We start from the raw sequence: 26,695 nt of genomic DNA, 5'->3' as shown, positions 1-26,695 counted from the left end.
CCCGATCGGCCGCTGGATCAGGTCCCGCAGTAGGTGACGTGGGGGCCCGTGCCGGGCACGGTGAGGTCGGCCAGTCCGGGGCGTTCGACGAACGGGTCGCGGACGGCCGCGAGCAGGCGGTGGAACGGGGCGGGATCGCCCTGCTCGGCCGCCTGCAGCGCGGCGTCGGTGACGTGGTTGCGCGGGATGTAGAGCGGGTTGACCCGGTCCATCGCTGCGGCGACACCGGCGCGGTCGGCCGGGAGCAGGGTCTCGCGGCGGTCGGCCCACGCGTCGAAGGCCGCCCGGTCGAGGAACAGGTCCCGTGCGGTGCCCGCCGCGAGGGCACGGAAGAAGGTCGTGAGGTCGACGCGCTGGGCGTACAGCAGGTCCATCAGGTCCTCGCCCAGCCGAGTGTCCGGGGTGGACAGTCCCAGCTTGGCCGCCATGCCCTCGGCCCGGTACCGCTCGTAGGCGGGCGTGAACTCGTCCAGCAGGTCCTCGACGACGTCGAGCGGGCGCAGGCTCTCGGCGAGGCGCGCGAGGTTCCAGTGCAGGATCCCCGGCTGCGCGCCGTAGGCGTAGCGCCCCGTCGTGTCGAGCGAGCTGAACACGGCTGCCGGGTCGGCGACGTCGACGAAGGCACAGGGACCGTAGTCGATGGTCTCCCCGGAGATCGTCGTGTTGTCGGTGCTCATCACGCCGTGCACGAACCCGACGAGCATCCACCGGGCCACGAGCGCTGCCTGCGCGTCGACCACGGCGCGGAACAGCTCCCGGTAGGGGCGCTCGGCCGAGGCGGCCGAGGGCACGTGCCGGGCGATCGCGTGGTCGGCGAGAGCGCGCAGGGCGCCCGGCTCGGAGGCCGCGGCGTACTGGAAGGTGCCGACCCGCAGGTGGCTCGCCGCGACCCGGGCGAGCACCGCGCCCGGGAGCGGCCGGTCGCGTTCGATCGTCTCGCCGGTCGCGACGACGGCGAGCGCGCGCGTCGTCGGGATGCCGAGAGCATGCATGGCCTCACCGAACAGGTACTCACGCAGCATCGGTCCGACGGCGGCGCGGCCGTCGAGCCCACGGGAGAACGGGGTGGGGCCGACCCCCTTGAGGTGCAGGTCCCGGCCGTCGGGCAGCTCACCGGCCAGCAGGGCCCTCCCGTCGCCCAGCCGGGGCTTGTAGACGCCCCACTGGTGGCCGGCGTAGACCAGGGCGCGGGTGTCCACGCCGTCGCCCACCAGCGTCGACACCGCGACCGGACCGACCCCGAGATCGTCGTTGCGCACGAGTACCCGGGGATCCGGGAACCGCACCGCGGGCCACCGGACCGACAGCGCCGGGACGTCCCGGGCGTAGGTGTGCACGAGCTGCGACCGCTCGCCGGGGCGAGCACGGACCGCGTCGTGGGTGCCCACCGCTCAGCCCGCCGCACCGGGGCGGACGCGCCCCGGTTCGCGGATCAGGCGGTAGCGCTCGCGGCGCGCGACCAGGGCGGCTTGCGGAGCGGGCATCGGACCTCCCCCACGTCGACCGTCTCAGCATCTCTCCGTCGGGTCCGTCGGGTCCGTCGGGCGAGGTGAGTCGCGGCACACCGGGTCGCCACGAACCCGGCAGGGTCCTGCCGTAGGCCGGGTGCCGGTTCCCTCCCGGGCAGGCGCGCCGTCGGACCGGCCACGCCGCCGGCCGTCCGTCAGGCGGTCCGGTCCTGCCCACGGTCGAAGGACCGGCGCGCGTCCTCGATCGCGGCGTGGTGACGCCCGGCCCATCCGGTGAGCGCCCGCAACGCGTCGCACAGCTCCTCGGCGATCGGGCTGAGGGTGTACTCGACCTTCACCGGAACGGTCGGGTGCACGGTACGGACCAGTAGCCCGTCGCGTTCCAGGCCCCGCAGGGTGCGGGTGAGCATCCGGCGGCTGATCCCGCCCAGCTTCCGCTCGAGCTCGGTGAACCGGACAGGGCCTCGGGCCGCAGCGAGCAGGACGCCGATGCTCCACTTGCCGCTGACCTGCTCGACGACCTCGCTCAACGCGCACGCCGCCGTGTCCCGCCACGGGTCCTCGGCGCCGGCTGGGGAAGACATGACCGGGACGGACCTCCAGGGCGGGCGACACGCGTCGCGGTCGACGATATCCCCGGTCATGTCCGCGGGCGACGGGCCGCGGACCCGCCGCCGCGCGGTGGTCCGGCGTTCCCGGTGGCGTCGTGGGCCTGCCCGGCCCCGGGTGACCGCCGGGCCGCGTCCGACATCCCCGGTGTCCGGGCGGGGCCCCGGAGGATCACCGCGGCGAGCCCGGCACCCACGAGGGTGACGGCGGCGGCGCTCCAGGCAGCCGCGCGCAGCCCGGACACGACGGTCGCGGGGTCGGGTGCCGGACCGCGGCCGGTGGTGGCGACCGCCACCAGCGCGGCGAGGCCGACCGCGGAACCGATGTACTGCGAGGTGGACGCCAGCGCCGCGGCGACGCCCTGCTGCGCGGCCGGCACCCCGGTGGACACGGCGACGAACAGCGGGGGGAACGACAGACCGGCGAACGTGCCCCACACCAGCACGGCGGGCAGGGTCGCCCAGTAGGTCGCGCCGACCGACATGCCCAGGGCCATCGCGACCATGGACAGGGCGACCCCGGTCATGCCGACGACGAGGGTGCCCCGGATGCCCAGCCGGCCGAGGACGAACGGGACCAGCACGACCGACGCGGCGACACTGCACAGGCTCAACGGCAGGAACGCCAGTCCGGCGGCGAGCGGTGAGTAGCCCAGCACGTCCTGCAGGTAGGTCGTGAACAGGTAGTAGAGCGTGCCGACCGTGCCCATGAACACGAACACGACGACCACCGCCGCCAGCACGTTCCGGTCGGTGATGATCCGCCGGGGGACCAGCGGGTCCCGGGTGCGGGCCTCGACCAGCACGAAGGCTCCCAGCAGTACCAGCCCCACCAGGAGCGCACCCCCACCGGGAGCGCTCGTCCAGCCGCTTCCGGGGCCGGAGACCAGACCGGACACGACCGACGCGGCGCCCGCGGTGACGAGCAGCGCCCCGGGCAGGTCGAAGCCGCGGGTCCCGCTCGGGACCGGGTCCCCGGCCAGCAGGACCGGCGCCGCCGCCAGCGCGACCGCCATCAGTGGCACGTTCACCAGGAACACAGCCTCCCACCCCACGGCGCTGGTGAGGACACCGCCGCCCAGCGCTCCGACCGCTGCGCCGGAGGCGCCCGCAGCGCCCCACACCGACATCGCCCGGTTGCGCGGTGCCCCCTCGGCGAAATGGGTGGTGATCAGCTTCAGCGTGGAGGGGGTCAGGAGGGCCGCCCCCAGCCCCTGTGCGGCGCGCGCGGCGACCAGCATGGCGGGCCCGGTGGCCAGACCGGCGACCAGGGACGATCCGCCGAACAGCACCGTCCCGGTCAGGAAGACGCGTCGTGCACCCAGCCGGTCCGCGGCCCGGCCCCCGAGGAGCAGGCAACCGCCGAACACGACGGTGTACGCGCTGACCACGGTCTGCAGGGACCGCTCGGAGAACCCGAGCCGACGACCGATCTCGGGAAGCGCCACGAAGACGATGTCGAAGTCGATGGCGGTCATGAACTGGGCGAGGCTGAGCAGGGCCAGTACGGCGGCCGGAGGGGCGGGGGAGAGGCGTCGCGTACGAGACAAGGGATCGTCCTGGTGCACCGTCGGAGTCGGACCGCGGCGGAGCCGCTGCGAACGATCGTCGGCGCCGTGGCGGACGCACGGTAGAAGGCACATCGGTGTGCCCCGGGAACACCGGTGTGACCGTCCAGGCAGATGCCCGTGGACCGGGACCCGATGTGATTCGGCGGACACCTCGGGGCCCGGCCCGCGACGGAGCTCAGCCGACGGCGGAGCCGCCCTCCGGCGGCTGCGGCCGGTCCGGGGAGTCGAGGGTCACCAGGTCCTGCAGGAGCCGTCGCGCGGTCGGGGTGTTGGGCACGACCGCCAGCAACGAGGTGCTCACGGCGTCGTCGGTCGCCGCGGCCAGCGCCCGCTGGGCCCAGCGGGTCCCGGAGCGCAGGTCGGCCATCGCGTCGGTGGTGCCCCCGCTGCGGAGCCAGTCACCCAGGGCCGAGCGGCGCATGCCGTCGATGAGCGCGGCGATCGCCATCGGCTCGAACGTGCGGCTGCCGCTTGGCAGGTGCAGCCGCAGGTGCCGGCGGCTGTGCACCAGGTACCGCTCGTGTTCCAGGATCTCGCGCTCGGCCAGCCGGGGCACCACCCGGGTGAGCCGGTAGCGGCGGAGCACCAGGTCCGGATCGGACAGGAAGCCGGCCAGGGTGTACTCGGTCGCCTCGACGACGTCGCGGACCGGATCGACGCCCCGACCCGGCGCGGCGAGGAACACCCGCGCCCGCTCCCGGCGCTCGGCGTGGTCGGCGAACGGGATCTCGTCCTTGCTCTCGAAGTGCCGGAACACGGTCCGCCGGGACACCCCGGCCGCGGCGGCGATCGCGTCGACGGTCACCTGCTCGTAGCCGTGCTCCAGGAACAGGCCGAGCGCCGTCCGCGCGATGTGCGTGGTGGTGTCGACCGGTTCCGGCTGCGGGGTGCCGGTCATCGCCGTCCGTCCCAGGCGGTGCGGCGTGCCGGGTCGGCGTCGGTGACGACCCGGTCCGCCCCGGCGAAGTCCCGCTCGTGGCGGTGCTCCGGCCCGTAGCCGGGCCAGCCCGGATCACCGGTGCGGATGAAGCCGACCCAGGCGTCGTGCATCTGCCGGGCGAGCTCGCGCGGCCGTTCGTCACCGAGCAGGCCGTGCCAGTCGGGATGGTCGAGGGCGTCGAAGACGAACGGGAGCTCCACCGCGTGCGCCGCGCCCAGACGTCCGCCCAGGGCCGGTGAGTGCCAGCCGAACCGGTAGAGGTGGGCGCGCCCGTGCGCCTGGGCGAGGCGCAGCGCGGGGATCCGGTAGACGGCGTCGGTGAGCACGTCGCAGAGACGGTCGAGATCGCTGCCGGTGCGCGGGTAGGCGCGCAGTCCGCCGCCGAGCCGGTAACGACGGGCGATCAGCCGGGTCGCCAGCCGGGTGGACAGGCCGTTCTCGGCGACGCCGGTCAGGAACAGCCGGGCCTCCTGCAGGTTGTGGCCGATCAGCAGGTCGACCGGGGCGGTGGCCCCGGCCCGGGCGGCGTCGACCGGGCGCCGGGGCAGCACCTCGCCGTCGACGACCGGTTCGAACGGCATCAGGTTGGCGACGACCTCGGCCCAGCCCCGGCGGAACGGCCGTCGCAGGACCTCGGCGGCGAGCCTGCCCTGGGCGGCGACGACCCGGGCCGGCTCGACCGCGGCGACCGCCTCCCGGGTGGCGGGCACACCGAGCAGTGCGGCGAGCCGCACGCCCACCCGGCGCGCACTGTCCGGGCCGAGTGTGTGGTGCCCGGCCCCGGACTGCAGGATCGCCCGGCCGAACAGCCCGCGCGCGGCGGGCATGGCGAGCAGCGCGGCGATGCTCATCGCCCCGGCCGACTCGCCCATCACCGTGACGTTGCCGGGGTCGCCGCCGAACAGCGCGATGTGGTCGCGGACCCAGCGCAGCGCGGCGACCTGGTCCAGCAGCCCGAGGTTCGGGGTGCCCTCGCCGAACCACAGGAAGCCGTCGGCGCCCAGCCGGTAGTTGATCCCGACGTAGACGATCCCGTCCCGCGAGAAGCTCGCGCCGGTGTAGCCGCCCACGGCGGTGGAGCCGGTCACGAAGGCCCCGCCGTGGACGAACACCACCACCGGCGCGGCGCTCGCCCGCTCCGGCGCCCACACGTCGAGGTGCAGGTGGTCCTCGCCGGGGTCGACCGGGTTCGGCAGGAGCGCACCGATCTCCCCCTGGCCGGCCGCCTGCGGTGCGGTCGGCCCGGGCCGGGTCGCATCGCGCACGCCGGTCCAGGGTGACGGCGGCTCGGGCGGACGGAACCGCAGCGCACCGGTCGGTGGGGCGGCGTAGGGCAACGCCCGGTAGACGACGCCGTCGTGGTGCCGGGCCCCTCGCACGGCCCCCTGGGGCAGCTCGACGACGGGTGCGGCCTCGTCCTGCTCCAGCATGCCGCCAGTGTGACACGTCGACACCTTTTGATGACACCGAGTGCCAGTGCTTCTGCCAGCACAATCGGGCGAACTCGCCCTTGTCAGAGGAACGGGCACCGGTCAGACGGACACCCAGTGTCACGTCACTGCCGACACGGTGACACTGAATGTCAGGGGGATCCATCGATGCCGACCGGACTCGCCACACTGCACGCCGTCGCCACCCGGAAGGCGATGTACCGGCTGCTGCCGATCATGGGTATCGCGTACTTCATGTCCTATGTGAACAGGACGAACGTCGCGCTGGCCAAGACCCAGCTCGAGGCCGACGTCGGGATCAGCGCCGCGGCCTACGGGCTCGGGGCCGGGATCTTCTTCCTCAGCTACGCGCTGCTGGAGATCCCGAGCAACATGGTCCTGCACCGGATCGGCGCCCGCGCCTGGATCACCCGGATCGCCGTGACCTGGGGCCTGGTCTCGGCCTCGATGATGTTCGTGCAGGGTGAGCTGTCGTTCTACGTCCTGCGGTTCCTGCTAGGCGCCGCCGAGGCGGGCCTGTATCCGGCGCTGATGTACATGGTGACGCTGTGGTTCGCCCCGCAGCACCGGGTCACGGTGGTCGGGCTCATCTACACCGCTCCCGCCCTGGCGATCATCCTCGGCTCGCCGGCCGGCGGAGCGCTGATGCTGCTCGACGGCGCCGCCGGCCTGCACGGCTGGCAGTGGATGTTCCTGACCGAGGGTCTGGTGACGGTGCTGATCGGTGCGGTCGTCTGGTTCACCCTGCCCAGCCGCCCGCAGGACGCCCGCTGGCTCAGCCGGGCGGAGGCGGACGAGCTCAGCGCCCGGGCCGGCGCGGGCGACGGGCCCTCGCCCGCCCGGCTGCGCGGCAACCTCGGGTACGCCTTCGGACGACCGGTGATCCTGGTGCTGTCCGGGCTCTACTTCCTCAACCAGCTCATCGGCTCCGCGGTGGGGTTCAACGTGCCGTCGCTGATCCAGGCGCTCGGGGTCGACGACCCGCTGCAGATCGGTGTGATCACCGGCGGCCTCGGCGTCGGCGCGCTCGCCGGTGTCCTGTTCTTCCCGTGGCTGCACCGCCGGTACGTGCACGACGACACCGGTCTGATCGTGGTCTGCGCGGTGCTGGCGACGGTGACGCTGACCGGTTACCTGGCGGTGGCGGACCCGGTGTGGCAGATCGTGCTGCTCTACGCGACGAACTTCTTCGTGATCGGCACGCTGCCGCTGTTCTGGTCGGTCGCGATGTCACGGATGTCGGGTCTGATGGCGGCAGTGGGCCTGGCCTTCGTGAACATGATCGGCCTGACCGGCTCGTTCGTCGGGCCGTCGGTGTTCGGTCTGCTCGAGGGGCCGGGCGGGGACTCGGCGGCGTCGTTCCTGTTCGTGCTGGGCGCCTGTGTCGCCGGCATCGCGGTCGCGGTGGCGCTGGCGGTGATGGTGCGTCGCGAGCGGGTCGGCGGGGTGACGCCCGGGCCGTAGTCGTGGCCGGGGGCCGGAACCGGGGTGCCGACCGGCGCCCGACGCGGTGCCGGGGGAGCGGAACCCGGGAGGTGTCCGCGGGGACCGGGGGACCGGTCCGGCACCGGGCCTGCTCGCAGCGGCGGAGCAGTTCCGGTCGGTCACGGGCGGCGTGCTGCGGCGCCGCGGTAGAGCGACTCGGTCAGCGACGCCGCGATGCCCGCGCCCAGCTCCTCGGGGGTCGATCCGCCGTCGGCCCGGTACCACTTGTAGGTCCAGTTGACCGCACCCAGGCACATGTTGACGTAGATCTTGGGCGTCATCCCGTCCAGCAGCGCGCCGGGGTGGCGGTCCAGGTGCTGCTGCAGGGCGTCGGTGAACAGGTTCTCGAACGCCCGGCGACGGTCGAGGACCTCCCCTGCCAGGTGGGCGGGGAGCTCGTGCTCCTCCTCGAAGCACACCTTCAGCAGTGCCTGGTGCCGGCAGGTGTAGGCGACCCGCGAGGCGATCAGGTCCCGGATCGCGTCGAGCGGGGTCGCCGCCGCGGCCACCGTGCGCCGTGCCATGACCAGGCTCTCGTCCAGCACGTCGGAGTAGAGCCGGACGAGCAGCTCCTCCTTGCTGCGGAAGTAGTGGTAGAGGGTCGGCTTCGACAGCCCGACGGCGGCCGCGATCTCGTTCATCGAGGTGGCCCGGAACCCCTGCCGGGAGAAGATCTCCGCCGACTGCGACAGCACCCGGATGCGGCGGGCGTCCGCCTTGCTCAAGGTCGTGTCCGTCATCGGCCCCTCCACCTGCGCCTCGTGCGACCGACGTCCACGGTAGCCGGAGCCGGGGTTGACAGCGGGGCGGCATGCTCGCAGTATTCGCCCGACCGGTCGGTCGAATAAGTGAGGCAGCGCACATGTCGTGGGAGCTCAGCGAGGAGCACGTCGCCTTCCGTGCGACGTGTCGCGACATCACCGATCGCGAGATCCGCCCCCTCGTCGACGAGGTCGAGGAGTCCGGGGTCTTCCCGGCCGAGCTGTGGAAGCGGCTCGGTGACACCGGCCTGCTCGGCTTGACCACGCCGGAGGACCTGGGCGGCTCCGGGGCGGGGTCGCTGGCCGTCGCGGTGCTGGCCGAGGAGCTGGCTCGGGCGAGCGGCGGGATCGCGGTGACCGCCCTGGTCAGCGCCTACATGGCCGCGCCGCACCTGGTCCGGCACGGCACCGCGGAGCAACGGGCCCGATGGGTCCCACCGCTGGTCGCGGGCGAGGCGGTGGCGGCGATCGCGGTGACCGAGCCCGGCACCGGGTCCGACGTCGCCGGGCTCACCAGCACCGCCCGCCGTACCGACGACGGCTGGGTCCTCGACGGGCGGAAGATGTTCATCACCAACGCCGGGCCGGCCGACGTCCTGGTCGTGGCCGCCCGCACCGGGGGCCCGCGTCACTCCGGGATCACGCTGTTCGCGGTCGAGCAGGGCACGCCGGGCCTGTCCACCGGGCGGCCGCTGCGCAAGATGGGGTGGCACTCGTCGGACACCCGTGAGGTGGTCCTGGACGGTGTCGTCGTCGCGGGCGACGCGGTGGTGGGCACGGAGAACCGCGGCTTCCACCAGATCATGGAGGGCTTCCAGCTGGAACGGATCGCGCTGGCCGCGATGGGGCTGGGGCACGCCGCGGAGTGCCTCGACCTGGTCCGGGCGCACGTCCGTGGACGCGAGGCGTTCGGTGCGCCGCTGACCCACCTGCAGACGATCCGGCACCGGATCGCGGCGATGGAGATCGAGCTCGACGCCGCCCGGCTGCTGACGCACCGGGCCGCGGCCCGGCTCGACGCCGGGCACCCCGACGCGGCCACGTCGGTGGCGCGGGCCAAGTACCTCGCCGCGCGCGCGGCCGCCCACGTCGTCGACGACGCCGTCCAGCTGTTCGGCGGGTCCGGGTTCGTCGAGGAGAGTCCGGTGGCCCGGCACTACCGGGACGCGCGGATCCTGCGGATCGGGGGCGGCACCGACGAGGTGCAGCTGGAGATCCTCAGCAAGGCACTGGCGTCATGACCGTCACGGCGCCCCGGTACCGCACCCGTCGCCCGCCGACGTGGCGCCCCGGGAGCGTGTCGTGACCGCCCGCGACCCGGCCCAGCGGGGGGAGGACCGGGCCGGGCGTTACGAGAGGCCGGGGCGGGGCGCGGCCCGCCGGACCCGGTCCCCCGGCCGACGACATCCCGTCGCCGGCCCCGCGTAGACCCCCACTCTGCCGAGAGGACACCGATGTCCGAGAGTGCCGACCCCCTCGCCCAGCTGATCGCCACGCCGCTGCGTCCGCTCCCGCCCCGGTGGACGGTGCCGGACCGGGTGACGGCGCTGGACCACGCCCGCTCGTTCACCACCCCGGACGAGTACTGGGCCTGGGTCGCCGGCCGGCAGCGATGGATGCGCCCCTGGACGACGGTGCGCACGGGCGAGCTGCCCGAGTTCCGCTACTTCGAGGGCGGACTGATCAACGTCGCGGACAACTGCGTCGACCGGTGGGCGGAGGACCCCGCGACCCGGGACCGGCCGGCCGTGATCTGGGAGGGGGAACCCGGTGACACCCGGACCCTGACCTACGCCGAGCTGGCCGACGAGACCACCCGGCTGGCGGCCGGGCTGGCCGGGCTGGGGGTCCGCCGGGGTGATGTCGTCGGCATCTACATGCCGAACCTGGTCGAGGCGTTCACGACCATCCAGGCCTGCAACCGGATCGGCGCGATCTACACGGTGCTGTTCGCCGGGTTCGGCGAGGAGGCGGTGGCGTCCCGGCTGCGGGCCGCGCGGGCGGTGGCCGTCGTGGTGGCCGACGCGAGCTACCGCCGGGGCAGACGGGTGCCGCTGCTGGAGACGCTGCGTGCGGCCCGTGGGCGCGCCCCGTCCGTGCGGGCCACCGTGGTCGTCGACCGGACCGGGGACGCGACATCGCTGGGCGCGGCGGAGCACCGCTACTCCGCCGTCGTCGAGGCGGGTTCCGCCGGCACCCCCGCCGTGCCGCTCGATCCCAACGACCCGTCCTTCCTGATCTTCACCAGCGGCACCGAGTCCACACCGAAGGGTGTGGTGCACAGCGTCGGCGGGTTCCTGCTGGGCACCTGGGCCAACGCGCACTGGCAGGCGGGCTACCAGCCGGGTGACGTCTACTGGGTCGCCGCCGACGTCGGATGGCTCACCTTCCCGATCCAGGCGGTGGTCGGCGGCCTGGCCTGCGGCATGACGATCGCCTGTTTCGAGGGTGCGCTGGACACCCCCACCGAGGCCCGGTTCTACGAGGTCTGCGAGCGGCACCGGGTGACCAAGGTGCTCGCCGCACCGACCCTGGCCCGGATGCTGCGCAAGTTCGGTGACGAGCTCGCCGCCGCGCACCCGCTCGACCTGGCACTGATCACGATGCAGGGCGAGCCGCTGGACGCCGACACCTTCGACTGGACGACGACCACCTTCGACGTCCCGGTGGTCAACGCCTACGGGCAGACCGAGACCGGCTCCACCTGGACCTACCCCGTCCACGGTGTGGAGACGCTCAAGGCGGGCTCGGTGGGGACGGCCGTGCCCGGACACGAATGGGAGGTGGTCGACGACGACGGGGTGCCGGTCCCGGCCGGGGTGAAGGGGAACCTGGTGCTGACCGCGCCGTTCCCGACCCTGGCCCGCACGGTCTGGGACGACCACGATCGCTACCTGCAGACCTACTTCTCCCGGTTCCCCGGCCGCTATGCCACCCACGACGAGGCCGTGCTCGACCACGACGGCCACCTCTGGGTGCTCGGCCGGGCCGACGACGTGATCAACGTGGCGGCCCACCGCATCTCGACCATGGAGATCGAGGCCGTCGTCACCGGCCATCCCGGCGTCGTGGAGGCGGCCGTGATCGGCGTGCCGCACGAGACCAAGGGGACGGTGCCGGTTGTGTTCGTGACGCTCGGACAGCACGCCGACGGCCCGGCGGGCGCCGACGTACCGACCGAGGTCGGCCGCCGGGTGGCGGCCGAGCTGGGCGGCTACGCCCGTCCGGAGCACGTCTACGTCACCCGCGCCATGCCGAAGACCCGGACCGGGAAGATCATGCGACGGCTGCTCCGCGATCTCGTCGTGCACGGCGGGCCGACCGGCGACACGAGCGCGATGGAGGACGCCACCTCGCTCGACGCCGCCGCCGCGGCCATCCGGCGGTGAGCCCCGCACACCTGCCCGGGGCGCGTGGGGCACGACCAGGGTGGACGCCTCGTCCGGTCAGATCGCGCCGCTCGCGCGGAGCGTCGCGATGCGCTCCTCGTCCAGCCCGAGCAGCTCGGCGAGCACCTGACCGGTGTGCTCGCCGACGGCCGGCACACCCCGGCGCAGGCTCGCCGGGGCCTCGCCGAGCTTGACCGGCATCCCGAGCTGGGTGATCGACCCGAGCGTCGAGTGCGCGCCCTCGACGAGCATCCCCCGTGCGGCCAGCTGGGGGAGTGCCGCCGCCTCGTCCACGGTCAGCACCGGCCCGAACCGGATCCGCTGCTCGTCCAGTGCCGCGGAGACGTCCTCGGTGGACAGCTCCCGGGTCCACGCGGTGACCTCGGCCTCGACCGCCTCGATGTCGGCCATCCGTCCGGCCACGTCGCGCCACGCCCCGTCGGCCAGCGACGGCCGGCCCATCGCCGCGCACAGCCGCGGGAACAGCGGGTCGGTCCCGGCGTGCAGGTAGATCCAGCCGTCCCGGGTGGGGAAGGTGTTCGCCGGGCCGCTGAGCGGGTCCCGGGACCCGGTGCGCTCGGCGGGCGCGACCCCGTTCGCTGCGGCCACCGACGTCGTGCCGAGGCAGGAGAACAGCGCGTCGAGCGAGGCGACGTCGACCACCTGGCCGCGCCCGGTGCTCGTGCGGTGGTGCAGCGCGGTGACCGCGCCGAGCGCCCCGTAGACCCCGGTCAGGTGGTCGGCGACGAACGTCCCGGCCGGAAGCGGCGGGTCCTCCGCGCGCCCGGTGCGGCTCATCAGTCCGGACATGGCCTGCGCGATGGCGTCGAACAGTGCCCGCCCGGCCATCGGGCCGTCCTGCCCGAACCCGGACAGCGACACGACGACCAGGCGCGGGTTGAGCTCGGCCAGCCGCTCGTGCGAGAGCCCCATCGCCGCCATCGTCCCGGGCCGGTAGTTCTCGACCAGCACGTCGCAGCGCGCGACCAGGTCGGCGAGCAGCGCGACGCCGTCCGGGTTGCGGGTGTCGACGGTCATCGCCCGCTTGTTGCGGTTGTAGGTCGCGACGTAGAGGCTCTCGCCGTCGAGGAACGGGCCCAGTCCGCGGGCGTCCTCGCCGCCTGGCCGCTCCACTTTGATCACGTCGGCGCCCAGGTCGCCGAGGATCTGCGCACACAGCGGTCCGGCGATGAAGCGGGACAGGTCCAGCACGCGGATCCCGTCGAGCGCTCCGGAAGGTTCTGGCACGAAGGTGTCCTCTCTCGGTACGAAGGGGGTCAGGGTCGGCCGGCGGCGTCGAGGATCTCGACGATGCGCTGTCCGTCCGGGCCGAAGCGCTGGGCGAACTCGGCCGAGGTGGGCGCGACGCGCTCGGCCCAGGCGTCCCGGTCGGTGATCTCGATGATCTCGACGCCCTCGTCCTCGAGCGCCGCGAGTGCATCGTCATTGGCCTGTTCCAGGGCGGCGCGCTGCTCGGCCGAGACCTCGTCGACGGCGGCCTGGACCAGCGGGGTCCAGCGCCTCCCAGGCATCGGAGCCGTAGACGATCGACAGCGGGTGGTAGACGTGCTCGTCGAGCGTCAGGTACGGCGCGACGGAGCCGTAGCCGCCGCTGCTCAGGTCGTCCGGCGATCCCTCGAGCGCGTCGATGGTGCCGGTCTGCAGGCCGGTGAAGGCGTCGCCGAGCGGCATGGACACCCCGCGCGCCCCGAGTCCGTTGGCCATCCGGACGTAGAGGTCGCTGCCCGGGACCCGCAGCTGCTTGCCCTGCACGTCGCCGAGCGAGCGGATCGGGCTGGTCGCGATGAGCGTGCGCGGTCCGTTGTAGAACGTCCCGAGCAGGGTGAATCCCTTGTCGGCGTACATCCGCTCCAGCAGCGGGGTCGCCTCGTCGAAGGCACCGGCCAGCGCGTCCAGGCCGTCGAAGGCGTACCACCGTTCGAACAGCGCGGTCTCCGGGACGAACAGCGCGATCCCGGCGGTCCCGGTGTGCGCCATCTCCAGCGAGCCCTCGCGGACGCCCTCGATGTGGGTCTGCTCGCTGCCCAGCGATCCACTGTGGAACACGTCCATCCGGACGGCGCCGTCGCTGCGCTCCTCGACGAGCTCGGCCATCCGGTCGACGGCCTTCCCGAAGGTCGTGGACGCCGGGTAGATGTTGCCGTAGCGGATCACCACAGGGTCGGTGTCACCGCCTGCCGGGGAGCCGCAGGCGGTGAGCACCAGGCAGATCGCGGCCAGCAGTGCTGCCGGGACGGCGCGTGCGCGTGTCATGGTCGACTCCCTCATCCGCCGACGAGCGACGGGATCGCGGTGGCCAGCCCGGGGAACGCGATCAGCACCGCCAGGCTCAGCAGCAGGGCTCCCCAGAACGGCACGAGCGGCCGGACCATCGCGGTGAGCGGGACCCGGGCGATACCGCCGGCGATGATCAGATACCCGCCGACCGGCGGGGTGACCGCGCCGATCGTGGCGGTCAGCACCACGACGACGCAGAGGTGCAGCGGGTCGAGACCGAGCTCGCCGCCGATCACCGCGACCGGCGCCGCGAACATGATCAGCAGCGGCGTGACGTCGATGAACATCCCGAACAGCAGCAGCGCGAGCACGATCAGCATGAGGACGACCATCGGATGCGTCGAGATGCCCGAGACGGCGCCGAGCAGGGAGTCCTGGAACCGCAACCGGGTCAGCACGTTCGCGAACAGCCCCGATGTAGCGATGATGAACAGGATCGCCGCGCTGGTCCGGGTGGCCCTCGTGACGACCCCGGCGAGCTCGCCCCACCCGCGCAGCCGGCCGAACGCCACCAGACCGAGCACCAGGGCGACGAGCACGGCGACCACGCCGACCTCGGTGGCGGTGGCGAACCCGGTGAGGATCGCGGCCACGATGATCGCCGGGACGAGCGCGGCCGCGAGTCCACCGAGGGCCGCGCCGCCGAGTGCGGCGAGGCTGAACGGCTCGGGATCCTGCTGGTAGCCGCGCCGCCGCGAGGTCAGGTAGGCGACCACCATCATGATCATGCCCATCATCAGCCCGGGCAGGATGCCGGCCAGGAACAGGTTGCCGACGGAGGTGTTGGTCAACGAGCCGTAGACCACGAACAGCACCGACGGCGGGATGATCGGGCCCACCGTCGCGGTGGCCGCGGTGATCGCCGCGGAGTAGGCCCGGCCGTAGCCCTTCTTCTCCATCTCCGGGATCAGCACGCTGCCCAGTGCCGCGGTGTCCGCGGCCCCGGAGCCGGACACCCCGGCCATCATGATCGAGCCGACCGTGTTGACCTGAGCCAGGCTGCCCCTGACGTGCCCGACCAGCGCGAGCGCCAGCCGGATGATCCGCTGGGTCACCCCGGAGGCGTTCATCATCTCGCCGGCGAGGATGAAGAACGGGACGGCCATCAGCGCGTAGCTGTTCATCCCGCCGAAGATCTGGTGCGGGACGAGCGTCAGCGGCACCGCCAGGTCGGCCAGCAGGATCACCGCCAGCGCGGACAGGCCGATGGCCACCGCGACCGGCATGCCGAGGACCAGGGACCCGATGAGGAGCCCGAACAGCAGGAGCATCTCCATCTCAGACCTCCACGGGGTCGTCGGTGGCCACCGGGCCGCGCGGTGCGCGGCCGAGCAGCGCCTCGGTGAACCGGACGACGGTCTCGAACAGCATCAGCACCGCCGACACCACGAGGACCAGGTACGGCACGGCCATCGACAGCCCCAGCTGCGGGCTGTGGCCGGCCTGCTGGAGCAGCACCATCTCGGTGCCGAACCAGGCCAGCACTGCGAACAGGACGGCCGAGAGCACCTGGTTCACCGCGGTCAGTCTCTGGAAGCCGCGGTCGCCCAGCCGGTCGGTGAGCACGGTGACGGCCATCTGCGTGTTCTGCCGCAGCCCCTGCGGCAGTACCAGCAGCACGGCGGCCACCAGGCAGAACGTCGTCAGCTCGGACGCCCACGACATCGAGGGCAGGAGCGGGAGCTTGCGGGCGGCCACCGACAGCGCGGTGACCAGTACCCCGGTCGTGACCAGGGTGACGGCGGCGCCGATCGTGATCCTGTCCAGGACCGGGGTCACCCGGTGGTAGCGGTCGAGCAGGAGGTGGACCGGCCCGGCACGGCCGGGTGGGGCGGAGGTGGCGACGTCGTCGTCGGTCACGGGAACTCCCTGGGTCGGGGTGCGAGCGGGATGGGGGTGGGTGGCTCAGACCGCGCCGCGGTAGGTCTCGCGGGTGCAGGCGACCGTCGCGATGGTGACCACCGCCGACGCCGCGACGTAGACCGCGACCGGCCACAGCGCACCACCGGACCAGATGGTCAGCGCGGCGGCGACCGTCGGGGCGAGCCCGCTGGTGACGACCGAGGCGAGCTGCTGGCCGACCGAGATGCCGGTGTAGCGCACTCTGGTGCTGAACAGCTCGGAGAACAGCGCCGGCTGCACCGCGTAGGTGGAGCCGATGGCGAACACGTAGCCGACGATCATCGCCAGCCACAGCAGCACCATCGAGCCGCTCTCCAGCAACCAGGTGAAGGGGAACGCGAACACCAGGGTGAACACGGCGCCGAACAGGTACACCGGCCGCCGACCCACCCGGTCGGAGAGCAGCCCGAACAGCGGGTACGCGATCGCGATGCAGGCCGCCGCGACCGTCGTCGCCAGCAGGATCGGGGTGCGGGGCAGGTCCAGGTTCCCGGTCGCGTAGGACAGCGCGAAGGTCAGGATGATGTAGGAGAACACGCCCTCGGAGCTGCGCAGGCCGATCGTGGTCAGGACGCTGCGCCACTGCGTGCGGAACACCTCGACGATCGGCAGCGCCACCTGCTTCTGCGCGCGCTTGAGCTTCTCGAACGACGGCGACTCGCTGACCGCCAGCCGGATGTAGAGGCCGACCGCGAGCATCACCGCGCTGAGCAGGAACGGGATCCGCCAGCCCCAGGACAGGAACTGCTCCTCGGGCAGCAGCGTGAACAACGCGAAGATCCCGGTCGCGGCGATCAGCCCGAGCGCGTTGCCGATCTGCGGGAAGGTGCCCCAGAAACCGCGCTGCCTCGGCGGCGCGTGTTCGACGACCATGAGCACGGCGCCGCCCCACTCACCGCCGACGCCGAACCCCTGCACCAGCCGCAGGAACACCAGTAGCACCGGGGCCCAGATCCCGATGGTCTGGTAGGTCGGCAGCAGGCCGATGGCGAAGGTCGCGACGCCCATCACCAGCAGCGTCAGCACCAGCATCGACTTGCGACCGATCCGGTCGCCGTAGTGTCCGATGACCACCGCCCCGAGCGGGCGGGCCAGGAACCCCACGCCGAGCGTCGCGAACGCGGCGAGCGTCCCGATGGCCGGGTCCAGGCCCGGGAAGAAGATCCGGTTGAACACGATCGCCGACGCCGTACCGAAGATGAAGTAGTCGTACCACTCGACCATGGTCCCGACGAGGCTGGCAGCGGCGACCCGGCGGATCGTGCCCGGTCCGGCCCTCTCCCCGGTGTCGGCCGGCGGCCCGGCCGGCTCGGTGGTCCCGGACATCGTGGTCTCAGCCCTCCACGACGGGGGCGTGCGCCCAGCCGACGGCGGTCTTCACACCGGCCTCGTTCTCCACCCAGACCTCGCTCTCAAGGTGCCGGGCGCCGTCGTGGTCGACCGGGCCGAGCACCGCGCCGCGCGCGGTGACCAGGTCGTCGACGTAGAACGGGTGGATGAACTTGACCGAGAGGTGCCCGCCGGTGACGAACGACGGACCGTGGAACGCGGTGCACATCCGGCTCAGGTAGCCGATCTGCTGCATGGCCTGTGCGACGGTCCGGTCCATCCCGACCTTCCGCGCACCGGCGGCGTCGGTGTGGATGTTGGAGAAGCCGCGGCCGCCCCAGGAGAAGACGTACATCTGCTCCTGGGAGATCCGGGTGGCGGCCGGGGCGAGCGGGGTGCGCGCGTCCAGGGCGAACGACGCCCGCCCGGCCGGCTCGAGGTCGAGCGTCTCGCCGGTCACCGGCCGCGCCGGGGCGGGGGCGCGCGAGCCACCGACGACGTCGGCCGCCCGGGTGTGCATGATCTCGGTCCCGCGCCGGGTGACCAGGAGGCGGCCGTCCGCACCCCGCGCCTCGGCCTCCATCACCACGTAGCCCTGGCCGCGACGTTCGTAGGTCTCGACGTACCGGCCCCCGATGGTCACCTTCTCACCGATCCGGATGGGGGAGTGGAACGCGATGTCCTCGTGGGTGTGCAGACCCTCGGCGGTGTTGCCGTCGTAGTTGGCGTAGAAGAGGAACAGCAGCTCGTTGCAGAGCAGCGCCGGGTGTGCTGCCGGTGCGCCGTCGTGGGTGAGTGCGGCGGCCGTCGGATCGTCCTGGGCGAAGACGTAGTTGCGCACCAGCCGGTCGTCGACGGTGATCTCGAACGGCCCGAACTGCTCGCCGATCTCGATGTTCTCGTACAGGGCCGCCTTGGTGCCGGTCCACCACGGGGTCGTGGTGCCGCCGACGGTCGCGGGCTGCTCGGTGGTCGTCATGGGTCCTCCTGTGGGTCGTGGGGCGTGGGTGCTGGTCGTGTCCGGGCCGCGACCACCACTCACCGGTGGGCGGGGGTGGCGGGAAGCTCGGGTTCCGCTCCGGTGGCGCCGGCGGGGACGCCGGCGCTCGTCCAGCCGACGGTGGACAGCCGGCCGTCGGCGCGACGGACCCAGACCTCGGCGGCGATGTCGGCACCGCCGTCACCGGTGGGGGTGACGCCGGTGACGACGCCGCCGACCTCCAGCGGTTCGAAGACCTCCACCGGGGCGACGAACTTGACCCGGAGCCAGCCACCGGTGAGGAAGGACGCACCGAAGAACCGGGTCAGCATCGCGGTGACCAGGCCGCACTGCTGCTGGCCCTGGACGATCGGGATGCGCAGGCCGCCGTCGCGGGCGACGGCGAGGTCGGAGTGCACGTTGCGGACGTACTCCCCGCACCGCGAGAACACCGAGGCCTGCTCCTGGGTGATCGTGAACGCCATCGCGGGCAGCGCCGCGCCGGGTACGACGGAGTCGGTACCGATGTGCGCGACCGGCAGCGTCGGGTCCGCGGTCCCCCCGACCCGGCCGGAGCCGCCGTCGCCGGTCGAGCCGCGGCCCGCGACGTCGCCGGGACGGGTGCGCAGGATCTCGACGCCGCGGTGGCGCAGGATGCTCCGGCCGTCCGGGCCGGTGGCCCCGGCCTCCATCACGACGTAGTCCTGGCCGCGGCGGGTGTAGCTCTGGGTGTAGGTGCCGGAGAGGGTCACCTCGTCGCCCAGGAGCGCGGGGCTGTCGAACCAGAGCTGTTCCTCGGTGTGCAGCCCGACCGTCCGGCTCGCCGCGTAGCGGGTCGTGAACAGCTGGACGAGGTCGTTCGAGAGCAGCCCGGCGTGCGCGACCCGGCCGCCGAACGGGCTGTCGTGCAGGTGCCAGGGGTGGTGGTCGTCCTGGGTGAAGGCGTAACGCTTGATCTTGTGGTCGTCGACGACCAGCGTCACCGGGCCGAGCGCCTCGGGTATCTCGAGGTTCTCGAAGACCGGCTCCTTCAGCCCGGCCTCGGGGTCGATGCCGTCCGCGACCACGCGCGGGTCGGTCAGGTCGCGCCAGATCATGGCGGTGCTCCTCGTTCTCGGTTCGGGGCGGGGGGATCGGTCAGATGGCGCCGGCGTCGGCGAGCGCGCGCATCCGCTCGCCGTCGAAACCCAGCAGACGGCCGTAGACCGCGGCGTTGTCCTCGCCGGCGGTCGGGGGCGCCTTGCGGGCGCGCGCAGGCGTCGCGCCCAGCTTGATCGGCATCCCCGGCAGCGTCAGCGTGCCCAGCTCCGGGTGCTCGACCTCGATCATCATCTCGCGGGCCCTGACCTGTGCCGAGTCGGTCGCCTCGGCGATCGTGGCGACCGGTGACGACGGGATCCCGGCCGCGGCCAGCCGGTCGCAGACCGTCGACGTGGGGTCCCGGCGGGTCCAGCCGCGCACGATGTCCTCGAGGGCGTCGACGTGTGCCAGCCGGTCGGCCTGGCCACGGAACCGGGGGTCCTCGGCGAGCTCGGGGTCGCCCATCGCGGCGGCGAGGCGCGGGAACAGCGCGTCCGTGCCGGCGTGCAGGTAGACGTACCCGTCGGCGGTGGGGAAGGTGTTGGCGGGCACCGTGATCTGGTCCCGGTTCCCGGTGCGCCCACCGGTCTCGCCCAGCATCGCCCAGGCGCTGGGCAGCGTGCCCATGCACGCGAACAGCGCGTCCATGCAGGCGATGTCGACGTGCTGGCCGAGCCCGGTGCGCCCGCGCGCGGCCAGTGCCGTCAACGCCCCGATCACCCCGTGGAAGCCCGCGGTGTGGTCGGCGAGGAAGGCACCGGCCATCGTCGGCCCGCCGTCGGCCTCGCCGGTCATACTCATGAGCCCGGACCCGGCCTGGGCGATCGCGTCGAACAGCGCGCGGTCCCGGTTCGGGTCGGTCTGCCCGTACCCGGAGATGGACACGAGCACGGTCCGCGGGTTGATCTCGTGGATCCGCTCCCACCCGATGCCCATCCTTGCGAGGGTGCCCGGCCGGAAGTTCTCGACCACCACGTCGCTGCACGCGACGAGCTGCTCGAGGATCCCGGGCGCCTCGGGGTGCCGGGTGTCGAGGGTGATCCCGTGCTTGTTCCGGTTGAACATCATCGGGTAGAGGCTGTGTCCCTGGTGGAACGGCCGGTGCCGCCGGCCGTCCTCGCCACCGGGACGTTCGACCTTGACGACCTCGGCGCCCATGTCACCGAGGATCTGGCAGCACAACGGGCCGGCGATGAAGCGGGACAGGTCCAGTACCCGCAGGCCGTCGAGCGCACCGGACTGCTCCGATGCGGGGGACTGGTGGTCCGGTGCCATGGCGACCTCCTCGTCGCAAAAAGCTAGACGTCTACTCAAATCGATTGAGACATGCCGGAAGGCGTCCGTCAAGAGGGGGCTCGGATCGGACCGTCGGCGCACACCTTGACGACAGGGGGGCGGTGTGTTGTGCTCGATGAGTCTAGCGATCTAGACAACGTCGCCGCGGTATCGGCGAGCCCGCCCCCTCACGACAACGGAGTCATCGTGAGCACAACCCCCGCGCCCGCGCGGCCCCCGCAGACCGACGCCGAGCGCACCGCACTCGCCCGCCGTGCCGCCGTCGCCAGCCTCGTCGGGACGGCGATCGAGTGGTACGACTACTTCATCTTCGGCACCGCGTCGGTGCTCGTCTTCGGCGCGTTGTTCTTCCCCAGCGAGGACCCGCTGGCCGGCACCCTGGCGGCGTTCGCGGTCTTCGGTGTCGGGTTCTTCGCCCGCCCGCTGGGCGGCATCGTCTTCGGCCACATCGGTGACCGGCTCGGTCGCAAGGGCGCCCTGGTCACCACGTTGATGATGATGGGGATCGCGACGTTCCTCATGGGCCTGCTCCCCACGACGGCCCAGGTCGGGGTGCTCGCCCCGATCCTGCTGGTGCTCCTGCGCATCGTGCAGGGCTTCGGCGTCGGTGGTGAATGGGGCGGCGCGGCGCTGGTCGCGGTGGAGTACGCCCCCGAGGGCCGGCGCGGTGCCTACGGCAGCGCCCCGCAGATCGGCAACGCGATCGGTCTGGTGGCCGCGACCGGTGTGTTCGGCCTGGTCGCGATGCTGCCCGACGAGCAGCTGTTCAGCTGGGGCTGGCGGATCCCGTTCCTGATCAGCATCGTGCTGGTCGCCGTCGGCCTGTTCATCCGGATGCGGCTGACCGAGACCCCCGCCTTCGTCGCGGCGCAGGAGGCCGCCGCGACCGCGAAGGCCGAGGGTGCGGCCCCGGTGGAGGAGCAGATCCCGCTCCGGCGCCTGCTGCGCCTCGAGCGCCGCCCCCTGCTGATCGCGATGGGGCTGCGGCTCGGGGAGGGCGTCTTCGGCTACGTGCTGCTCACGTTCGTCCTGACCTACGCGGCCAACTACACCGATCTGGACCGTTCCGACGTGCTCTGGGCGAGCTGCATCGCCGCAGGCGTCGCCATCGTCACCTACTACCTCATGGGACGGCTGTCCGACCGGATCGGCCGTCGCCCGGTCTACCTGCTCGGCGCCGGGGTCGCGGCGGTGATGACGTGGCCGATCTTCCTGATCCTGGACACGAACTCGTTCCCCCTGGTCGTGCTCATGATGGTGGTGGCCTACTCGATCGGCATCGGCGCGCTCTACGGGGTGCAGCCCGCGATGTTCTCCGAGCTGTTCAGCACCCGGACCCGCTACACCGGGATCTCGATGGCCGCGCAGCTGCCGAGCATGGTCGTCGGCCTCTGGCCCTACGTGGCCACCTCACTGCTGATCTCGACCGGCGGTGATCCCTGGCCGGTCGTGCTGATCACCATCGCGATGCTCGGTGTCGGGGCCTGGTGCGCGGTCCTGTCCCGGGAGACCCACCGCGACGACATCGTCGACCCCGCCACCGCCGACCGGCCCGCCGGTACCTCCTGAACCCTGCAACCCGCTCTCGTGCTACGGAAGGACATCCCCATGTCGGAGAAGATGACCGGCGGCCAGTTGGTCGTGAAGATGCTCGAGTCGCTGGGGGTCCGGCACGTCTTCGGCGTGGTCGGTGGCCAGACCCTGGCCATCACCGACGCGATCATCGACACCCCCGGCATCGAGATGGTCCACACCCGGCACGAGAACGCGGCCGCGGTGATGGCCGACGCCTACGGGCGTCTCACGGGGACCCCGGCCGTCGCGATCGCGACCACGGGACCCGGGGCGACCAACCTGCTGACCGGTGTCGGCGGCGCGTTCCGCGACTCCAGTCTGGCGATCATCATCACCTGCAACAACCACGGCGAGAACATCCACAAGGACGACGCGCAGAACGCCGACCACGTCAAGATCTTCGAGCCCTTCACCAAGTACAGCCGGCTCGTCGCGCACGCCTCGTCGATCAAGCAGGCGATGGAGGAGTCCTACGTGGTGGCCATGACCGGCAACCCCGGTCCGGTGCACCTGGACTTCGCCCGCGACACCATCGAGAACGTGGTCGACGCCCCGCCCGCGGTGCCCGCCCGGCACCCCTCACGCGACTGGGTCGGCACCCGCCCGGTGCCGGCTCCGGCAGCGATCACCGAGGTCGCCGAGCGGGTCCTGGCCGCCGAGCGCCCGGTGATCTGGGTCGGCAACGGCGGCAACCGGGCCAAGGGCGCCGAGGACGTGCTGGCGCTGGCCGACGCACTGAGCATCCCGGTGATCACCACGTTCAACGGCATGGGCGCCGTCCCGACCGACCACCCGCTGGTGTTCGGGGCACTGTCGCGGATGGGCACCGCGCTGACGAGCCGGGTGCTGGCCGAGTCCGACCTGGTGCTGGCGTTGGGCAACAGCCTCAACGCCGTCTCCACGAAGCGGTGGAAGACCCCGTTGCCGCCGGTCGTCCAGGTCGACGTGGACCCGTCGATGATCGGGCGCTACTACTCCGAGACGACCACCGGGGTCGTGGGCGACCTCGGCGCCTTCTGCACCTCGCTGGTCGAGGCCACCGCGGCCGGCGCGTCGGCGGCGCGGGAGTCGCGGGCCGGATGGGTGTCCGAGCTGCAGGAGGCCGAGAAGGACTGGTGGAGGCTCTCGGAGTCCCGCGAGCCGCAGACCCCGGGGACGGTGTCCCCGGCGGTGGTCGTGCGCGCGCTGCGCGAGGTCACCCCGTCCGAGGCCGTGCTGATCCCGGACGCCGGCAACCCCGGCGTGTGGTCGTTCCTCTGGGAGATGCCGACGCCCTACCGCTACATCAAGCCGGTCGGCTTCGGGAACATGGGCTTCGCACTGCCCGCGGCGATCGCGTCGGTCGCCGACGACCCGGAGCGCCCGGTGCTCGCACTGATCGGCGACGGCTCGCTGGGCATGAGCCTGGGCGAGATCGAGACGCTCGCACGCACCGGCGGCCCGGTCTGCGTCGTCGTGCTCAACGACTCCAGCTACGGCAACATCCGCCAGGAGCAGGAGCTGCACTTCGACGGACGCACCATCGGCGTCGACTTCCACCAGGTCGACTTCGCCGCGGTGGCCGAGGGGATGGGCGTGCCCGGCAGGCGGGCGACGACCGTCGACGAGCTGGTGGACGCGGTGAAGTCGGCGTTCGCCAGCGGACGCCCGGCCGTGGTCGACGTCGTCCTCGACCGGGCCGCGAACGCCTGGACCTACGACGCGTTCCTGCCCCACCGGGCAGGCTGAGCAGCGAGACCCCGCACGAGTCGCCGCCGCCCCGCCGTGGGGCGGCGGCGACCGGCCAGGAGGGAACAGACAGTGGAGTCCGCCCCGCACACCCCCGGTCCGCTCGAGGGCACCCGCGTGCTCGACCTGTCCCGGTTCATCGCCGGACCGAGCTGCGCGCAGATCCTCGCCGACTTCGGCGCCGAGGTCGTGAAGATCGAGCGCCCCGACGGAGAGGACGCCCGCCACCACGAGCCCTACTACGAGGGCGAGAGCGTCTACACGATGCTCTACAACCGCAACAAGTACGGCGCCACGCTCGACACCCGTCACCCCGACGCGCTCGGTGTCCTCGAGCAGCTCATCCGCTGGGCCGACGTCGTCGTGGAGAACTACCGGCCGGGCACCATCGAGAAGATGGGCATCGGGTACGAGCGGATGGCCGAGCTCAAGCCGGACATCATCCTCACCTCGATCTCCGGTTTCGGGCAGACCGGCCCGCTGTCCCGCCGGGCGTTGTTCGACGCGATCGCCCAGGCGTCGTCGGGGCTGATGGACACCACCGGGGACGCGGACGGCCCACCGACCCTGACCGGCACCTACATCGCCGACTACGTCACCGGGTTCCAGGCCGCGCTCGGCACGTTCGCCGCGCTCATGCACCGCGAACGGACCGGAGAGGGACAGCGGGTGGACGTCGCGAGCCTGGACTCGATGTTCGCCACGCTCGGCACCCGGCTGATCAGCTACCTCATGCTCGGCACGGAGATGCCGCGCAGCGGGTCGCGCGACCTGCTGACCGCCCCGGTGAACGTCTACGCCTGCGCCGACGCGCAGATGTACATCCAGGCCGGGACGAACTCGCTGTGGCCGCGGCTCTGCCGCGCCATCGGACGCGACGAGCTCGCCGTCGACGAGCGTTACCGCACGGTGCCCGGCCGGATGCAGCACAGCGCCGACCTGGAGGCGGTCGTCGCCGACTGGGCCCGCGACCGCGGCTCCGAGGAGATCGGCGCGCTGCTGGAGGAAGCAGGCATCCCGTTCGCGAAGGTGGCGACGGTGCCCGAGGTGGCGGACTCCGAGCAGATCGCCGCGCGGGGCATGGTCGTCACCTCCGAGCACCCGAAGCTCGGCACCATCCGGATGCCCGGCAACCCGATCAAGATGGAGAAGTCCCCGCCCACCGTGCGCAAGGCACCGCCGGCCGTCGGCGAGGACAACGAGCACGTCTACCGCACGATCCTCGGGATGGACGACGCCCGGCTGCAGGAGCTGCGCTCGTCCGGAGCGGTATGAGCGGGGGGCGGGTCGTCGCCGTCGACGTCGGGACCTCCGCGGTGCGGGCCGCGGTCGTCGCCGGCGACGGCACCGTCGAGAGCAGCGTCCGGGTCCCGCGCTCCGGCGGCGTCGGTGGGGAGCACTTCGACGCCGAGCAGCTCTGGTCCGATGTGGTCGCGGCGCTGGGCGGGGCGCGCTCGGCCGCACCCGGAGCGGTGGGCGCCCTGGGCATCGCGGGACACATCGGCACGGTCGCGGTCGACCGCGACCTCCGGCCGGTGGGGCCGGCCACCGGGTGGTCCGACTCCCGTGGCGCGGACCTCGTCGCCGGGCTACCCGGTCCGGTCCTCCGCCGGATCCGGGAGACCAGCGGCAGGCCGGTACCCGGGGCCGGTGGGCTGGCGCACGCACTGGACCTGCTCGCCCGCCGGCCGGAGCTGGCGGGACGGGTGCAGGCTCTGCTCTCCCCGAAGGACTTCCTCCTTGCCCGGTGCGTCGGCTCGCTGGTCACCGACGCCGTCCACGCCGCCTACACGCTGCTGTTCGACGTACGGGACCGGGCCTGGGACCTCGATCTGGTCACCGAGCTCGGCCTGCCGGCGCACTGGTGGCCCTCGGTCGCCGCGCCGGCCGACCCGGTCGGTGGGCTCCGGGCGGACGTGGCCGCCGCGACCGGACTCCCGGCCGGTCTGCCGGTCGTGGCCGGCGGGCCGGACGGGTCGGTCGGCATCGGGCTGCTGCTCGGCGGGCGCACCGATCTGATCGCCGACGTCGCCGGGACCACCGACGTGCTGGGTCGGTTGCGCACCGACCCGGAGGCCGGCGGTGCCGGGGTCCTGCTCAACCCGGCGCTGGGCCCGGGCCGCTGGGTCACCGGTGGTCCGACCGGGGTCACCGGGGGAGCGGTGGCACGCTGGCGCGAACTCGTCGGCACGGTGGACGAGGACGTGGTCGACGCCGTCGAGCCCGGCGCCGACGGGCTGACCGTGATTCCGACGTTGTCGGGCGACCGGTTCCCGCGCTGGCGGCCCGCGGCGCGTGGCGCCGTGCTCGGCCAGGGGCCCGACCACGGCCCGGCTCACCTGGTCCGCGCCGCGCGCGAGGGAGCGGCGTTCACCGTGCGGGAGGGCGTCGACCTGCTCGACACCGGAACGGCACCCGGATCGACGGCGGTCGTGCTCGCCGGCGGCGCGGCCCGCTCCGCGGCCGCCGCCCGACTGCGAGCCGACGTGCTCGGGCGGACCGTCCTGGTGTGCGACGACCCGGACGTCACCCTGCTCGGTGCGGCGGCCCTGGCCCGGGCCGGAACGGGGAGCGACCTCGACGAGGCCCTCGACGGGCTGCGCCCGCGCCTGCACCGCATCGATCCCGACCCCGTCCGGGCTGCTCGGTACGGCTCGCTCTACGCGAGCTGGATCGAGGCACGTGAGCGCATCGCGCCCGCACCCCGGCCGGAGCCGGCGGTCACTCCCGGTGGGGGGCGGTGAGGCATGGCCCGGTGCGTGGACGGCCGGCCTGCGGTGGGGGAACCGCTACGCTCGGCCTTCGACGTGATCACGGCGACGGACGGATGAGGG

General features: G+C 72.8%; 22 protein-coding genes. 7 read left to right on the top strand and 15 right to left on the bottom strand.

The annotated features are described in order from the left end of the window. Positions 1-17: 17 nt before the first annotated feature. The 5 genes from KPF47_RS24745 to KPF47_RS24725 all read right to left on the bottom strand — a co-directional run bounded on the left by KPF47_RS24745 (position 18) and on the right by KPF47_RS24725 (position 6,018). Positions 18-1,388: a YdiU family protein gene (locus KPF47_RS24745; RefSeq protein ID WP_224391187.1), complete on the bottom strand. Its 1,371-nt coding sequence runs from the start codon at positions 1,386-1,388 to the stop codon at positions 18-20. Between the two features lie 275 nt (positions 1,389-1,663). Continuing rightward, positions 1,664-2,053 (bottom strand): helix-turn-helix domain-containing protein, encoded by a 390-nt coding sequence (locus KPF47_RS24740; RefSeq protein ID WP_224391186.1) that lies wholly within the window; start codon positions 2,051-2,053, stop codon positions 1,664-1,666. Positions 2,054-2,109: 56 nt separating this feature from the next. Beyond that, positions 2,110-3,627, bottom strand: coding sequence for an MFS transporter (locus tag KPF47_RS24735; protein WP_224391185.1), 1,518 nt, complete (start codon positions 3,625-3,627; stop codon positions 2,110-2,112). A gap of 196 nt (positions 3,628-3,823) precedes the next feature. Continuing rightward, positions 3,824-4,546: a TetR/AcrR family transcriptional regulator gene (locus KPF47_RS24730; RefSeq protein ID WP_224391184.1), complete on the bottom strand. Its 723-nt coding sequence runs from the start codon at positions 4,544-4,546 to the stop codon at positions 3,824-3,826. Continuing rightward, positions 4,543-6,018: a carboxylesterase/lipase family protein gene (locus tag KPF47_RS24725; protein ID WP_224391183.1), complete on the bottom strand. Its 1,476-nt coding sequence runs from the start codon at positions 6,016-6,018 to the stop codon at positions 4,543-4,545. Before KPF47_RS24725 ends, KPF47_RS24730 begins: the two co-directional genes overlap by 4 nt. A gap of 168 nt (positions 6,019-6,186) precedes the next feature. Between KPF47_RS24725 and KPF47_RS24720 the strand changes: the two genes are divergently transcribed. Further along, positions 6,187-7,503, top strand: coding sequence for an MFS transporter (locus KPF47_RS24720; protein WP_224391182.1), 1,317 nt, complete (start codon positions 6,187-6,189; stop codon positions 7,501-7,503). Positions 7,504-7,643: 140 nt separating this feature from the next. Here KPF47_RS24720 and KPF47_RS24715 read toward each other — a convergent pair whose 3' ends face one another. Then, positions 7,644-8,264 carry a TetR/AcrR family transcriptional regulator gene (locus tag KPF47_RS24715; protein WP_224391181.1) on the bottom strand — a complete coding sequence of 207 codons (621 nt, stop codon included), beginning with the start codon at positions 8,262-8,264 and terminating at the stop codon, positions 7,644-7,646. A gap of 122 nt (positions 8,265-8,386) precedes the next feature. Here KPF47_RS24715 and KPF47_RS24710 point away from each other — a divergent pair, with 122 nt between their 5' ends. Further along, positions 8,387-9,526: an acyl-CoA dehydrogenase family protein gene (locus KPF47_RS24710; protein ID WP_224391180.1), complete on the top strand. Its 1,140-nt coding sequence runs from the start codon at positions 8,387-8,389 to the stop codon at positions 9,524-9,526. A 213-nt stretch (positions 9,527-9,739) separates the two neighbouring features. Then, the gene (locus KPF47_RS24705; RefSeq protein WP_224391179.1) at positions 9,740-11,674 is read left to right on the top strand and encodes an AMP-binding protein; all 1,935 of its coding nucleotides are present in this window, start codon (positions 9,740-9,742) and stop codon (positions 11,672-11,674) included. Positions 11,675-11,731: 57 nt separating this feature from the next. Here KPF47_RS24705 and KPF47_RS24700 read toward each other — a convergent pair whose 3' ends face one another. The 9 genes from KPF47_RS24700 to KPF47_RS24660 are packed head-to-tail and all read right to left on the bottom strand — an operon-like array spanning position 11,732 to position 20,537. Next, positions 11,732-12,922: a CaiB/BaiF CoA-transferase family protein gene (locus tag KPF47_RS24700; RefSeq protein WP_224391178.1), complete on the bottom strand. Its 1,191-nt coding sequence runs from the start codon at positions 12,920-12,922 to the stop codon at positions 11,732-11,734. Positions 12,923-12,951: 29 nt separating this feature from the next. Continuing rightward, positions 12,952-13,206, bottom strand: coding sequence for a hypothetical protein (locus KPF47_RS24695; RefSeq protein WP_224391177.1), 255 nt, complete (start codon positions 13,204-13,206; stop codon positions 12,952-12,954). After that, entirely contained in the window at positions 13,118-13,948 is an 831-nt protein-coding gene (locus KPF47_RS24690) for a TRAP transporter substrate-binding protein (RefSeq protein WP_224391176.1), read from the bottom strand. Before KPF47_RS24690 ends, KPF47_RS24695 begins: the two co-directional genes overlap by 89 nt. Positions 13,949-13,959: 11 nt before the next feature. After that, positions 13,960-15,249 carry a TRAP transporter large permease gene (locus KPF47_RS24685; protein ID WP_224391175.1) on the bottom strand — a complete coding sequence of 430 codons (1,290 nt, stop codon included), beginning with the start codon at positions 15,247-15,249 and terminating at the stop codon, positions 13,960-13,962. 1 nt (position 15,250) lies between these two features. Then, positions 15,251-15,832, bottom strand: coding sequence for a TRAP transporter small permease (locus KPF47_RS24680; RefSeq protein WP_224391174.1), 582 nt, complete (start codon positions 15,830-15,832; stop codon positions 15,251-15,253). A gap of 45 nt (positions 15,833-15,877) precedes the next feature. After that, the gene (locus KPF47_RS24675; protein WP_224391173.1) at positions 15,878-17,200 is read right to left on the bottom strand and encodes an MFS transporter; all 1,323 of its coding nucleotides are present in this window, start codon (positions 17,198-17,200) and stop codon (positions 15,878-15,880) included. 7 nt (positions 17,201-17,207) lie between these two features. Continuing rightward, complete coding sequence (locus tag KPF47_RS24670) at positions 17,208-18,182, bottom strand: MaoC family dehydratase N-terminal domain-containing protein (RefSeq protein ID WP_224391172.1); 975 nt, start codon at positions 18,180-18,182, stop codon at positions 17,208-17,210. Between the two features lie 59 nt (positions 18,183-18,241). Beyond that, positions 18,242-19,279: a hypothetical protein gene (locus KPF47_RS24665; protein ID WP_224391171.1), complete on the bottom strand. Its 1,038-nt coding sequence runs from the start codon at positions 19,277-19,279 to the stop codon at positions 18,242-18,244. A gap of 40 nt (positions 19,280-19,319) precedes the next feature. After that, complete coding sequence (locus KPF47_RS24660) at positions 19,320-20,537, bottom strand: CaiB/BaiF CoA-transferase family protein (protein WP_224391170.1); 1,218 nt, start codon at positions 20,535-20,537, stop codon at positions 19,320-19,322. 207 nt (positions 20,538-20,744) lie between these two features. Between KPF47_RS24660 and KPF47_RS24655 the strand changes: the two genes are divergently transcribed. The 4 genes from KPF47_RS24655 (at position 20,745) to KPF47_RS24640 (ending at position 26,605) form a co-directional block, all read left to right on the top strand. Further along, on the top strand, positions 20,745-22,127 hold the full coding sequence (locus KPF47_RS24655; protein WP_224391169.1) for an MFS transporter: 1,383 nt from the start codon (positions 20,745-20,747) through the stop codon (positions 22,125-22,127). Between the two features lie 39 nt (positions 22,128-22,166). Then, positions 22,167-23,861, top strand: coding sequence for a thiamine pyrophosphate-binding protein (locus KPF47_RS24650; RefSeq protein WP_224391168.1), 1,695 nt, complete (start codon positions 22,167-22,169; stop codon positions 23,859-23,861). A 72-nt stretch (positions 23,862-23,933) separates the two neighbouring features. Next, complete coding sequence (locus KPF47_RS24645) at positions 23,934-25,136, top strand: CaiB/BaiF CoA-transferase family protein (RefSeq protein ID WP_224391167.1); 1,203 nt, start codon at positions 23,934-23,936, stop codon at positions 25,134-25,136. Then, positions 25,133-26,605, top strand: a complete 1,473-nt coding sequence (locus tag KPF47_RS24640) for an FGGY-family carbohydrate kinase (protein WP_224391166.1) — start codon at positions 25,133-25,135, stop codon at positions 26,603-26,605. Before KPF47_RS24645 ends, KPF47_RS24640 begins: the two co-directional genes overlap by 4 nt. Positions 26,606-26,695 lie beyond the last annotated feature (90 nt).

This window comes from Pseudonocardia sp. ICBG1293, from assembly GCF_020131355.1.
In the GTDB taxonomy this organism is placed as follows: domain Bacteria; phylum Actinomycetota; class Actinomycetes; order Mycobacteriales; family Pseudonocardiaceae; genus Pseudonocardia.
This window is presented reverse-complemented; position numbering and strand designations above follow the sequence as displayed.

Excerpts from the sequence above, each read along its gene's own strand:
- KPF47_RS24740 (WP_224391186.1), bottom strand. The coding sequence starts at position 2,053 with ATGTCTTCCCCAGCCGGCGCCGAGGACCCGTGGCGGGACACGGCGGCG.
- KPF47_RS24730 (WP_224391184.1), bottom strand. The coding sequence starts at position 4,546 with ATGACCGGCACCCCGCAGCCGGAACCGGTCGACACCACCACGCACATC.
- KPF47_RS24725 (WP_224391183.1), bottom strand. The coding sequence starts at position 6,018 with ATGCTGGAGCAGGACGAGGCCGCACCCGTCGTCGAGCTGCCCCAGGGG.
- KPF47_RS24720 (WP_224391182.1), top strand. The coding sequence starts at position 6,187 with ATGCCGACCGGACTCGCCACACTGCACGCCGTCGCCACCCGGAAGGCG.
- KPF47_RS24715 (WP_224391181.1), bottom strand. The coding sequence starts at position 8,264 with ATGACGGACACGACCTTGAGCAAGGCGGACGCCCGCCGCATCCGGGTG.
- KPF47_RS24710 (WP_224391180.1), top strand. The coding sequence starts at position 8,387 with ATGTCGTGGGAGCTCAGCGAGGAGCACGTCGCCTTCCGTGCGACGTGT.
- KPF47_RS24705 (WP_224391179.1), top strand. The coding sequence starts at position 9,740 with ATGTCCGAGAGTGCCGACCCCCTCGCCCAGCTGATCGCCACGCCGCTG.
- KPF47_RS24695 (WP_224391177.1), bottom strand. The coding sequence starts at position 13,206 with ATGCCTGGGAGGCGCTGGACCCCGCTGGTCCAGGCCGCCGTCGACGAG.
- KPF47_RS24690 (WP_224391176.1), bottom strand. The coding sequence starts at position 13,948 with ATGACACGCGCACGCGCCGTCCCGGCAGCACTGCTGGCCGCGATCTGC.
- KPF47_RS24685 (WP_224391175.1), bottom strand. The coding sequence starts at position 15,249 with ATGGAGATGCTCCTGCTGTTCGGGCTCCTCATCGGGTCCCTGGTCCTC.
- KPF47_RS24675 (WP_224391173.1), bottom strand. The coding sequence starts at position 17,200 with ATGTCCGGGACCACCGAGCCGGCCGGGCCGCCGGCCGACACCGGGGAG.
- KPF47_RS24670 (WP_224391172.1), bottom strand. The coding sequence starts at position 18,182 with ATGACGACCACCGAGCAGCCCGCGACCGTCGGCGGCACCACGACCCCG.
- KPF47_RS24665 (WP_224391171.1), bottom strand. The coding sequence starts at position 19,279 with ATGATCTGGCGCGACCTGACCGACCCGCGCGTGGTCGCGGACGGCATC.
- KPF47_RS24660 (WP_224391170.1), bottom strand. The coding sequence starts at position 20,537 with ATGGCACCGGACCACCAGTCCCCCGCATCGGAGCAGTCCGGTGCGCTC.
- KPF47_RS24650 (WP_224391168.1), top strand. The coding sequence starts at position 22,167 with ATGTCGGAGAAGATGACCGGCGGCCAGTTGGTCGTGAAGATGCTCGAG.
- KPF47_RS24640 (WP_224391166.1), top strand. The coding sequence starts at position 25,133 with ATGAGCGGGGGGCGGGTCGTCGCCGTCGACGTCGGGACCTCCGCGGTG.